This is a genomic window from Streptomyces sp. A01, from assembly GCF_059026195.1.
Map to the genome: position 1 here is coordinate 1 of NZ_JBWLKN010000118.1, position 653 is coordinate 653.

The 653-nt window shown below is 72.9% G+C and carries 1 protein-coding gene; it reads right to left on the bottom strand.

Going from position 1 to position 653, the window contains the following annotated elements; genetic code table 11:
• Positions 1 to 653: transketolase C-terminal domain-containing protein (locus AC5P1B_RS35785; protein WP_493892212.1), on the bottom strand; the 653-nt coding region annotated here is incomplete at both ends.

The window sequence follows — 653 nt, forward strand, 5'->3', positions numbered from 1 at the left end:
CCGACGCCGCCGACGCGGCCGTTGTCCTCGACGGTGGCGACGAGTTGGTGTTCGGCGGCGAGGCCGACGAGGGCGGAGCTGACGGGTTTGACCCAGCGGGGGTCGACGACGGTGGCGTGGACGCCGCGTTCGGCGAGCAGGGTGGCGGCTTCGCGGCACAGTGCGGCCATGGCGCCGACGGAGACGAGCAGTACTTGGGAGGGGCCGGTGGGGCGCTGGAGGATGTCCAGGCCGCCGATGACGGCGACGGGTTCGATGTCGGCGGCGACCGGTCCCTTGGGGTAGCGCACGACGGTGGGGGCGTCCTCGACGTCCAGGGCTTCGCGCAGCAGGGCGCGCAGCCGTGCCCCGTCGCGGGGGGCCGCTACCCGGAGGCCGGGGACGACCTGGAGGAGGGACAGGTCCCACATGCCGTTGTGGGAGGGGCCGTCGTTGCCGGTGGCGCCCGCTCGGTCCAGGACGAAGGTGACGCCGCATTTGTGGAGGGCGACGTCCATGAGGACCTGGTCGAAGGCGCGGTTGAGGAAGGTGGCGTAGACGGCGACGACGGGGTGGACTCCGCCGAGGGCGAGCCCGGCGGCTGAGGTGACCGCGTGCTGTTCGGCGATGCCGACGTCGAAGACCCGCTCGGGGAACTCCTTCGCGAACGCCTC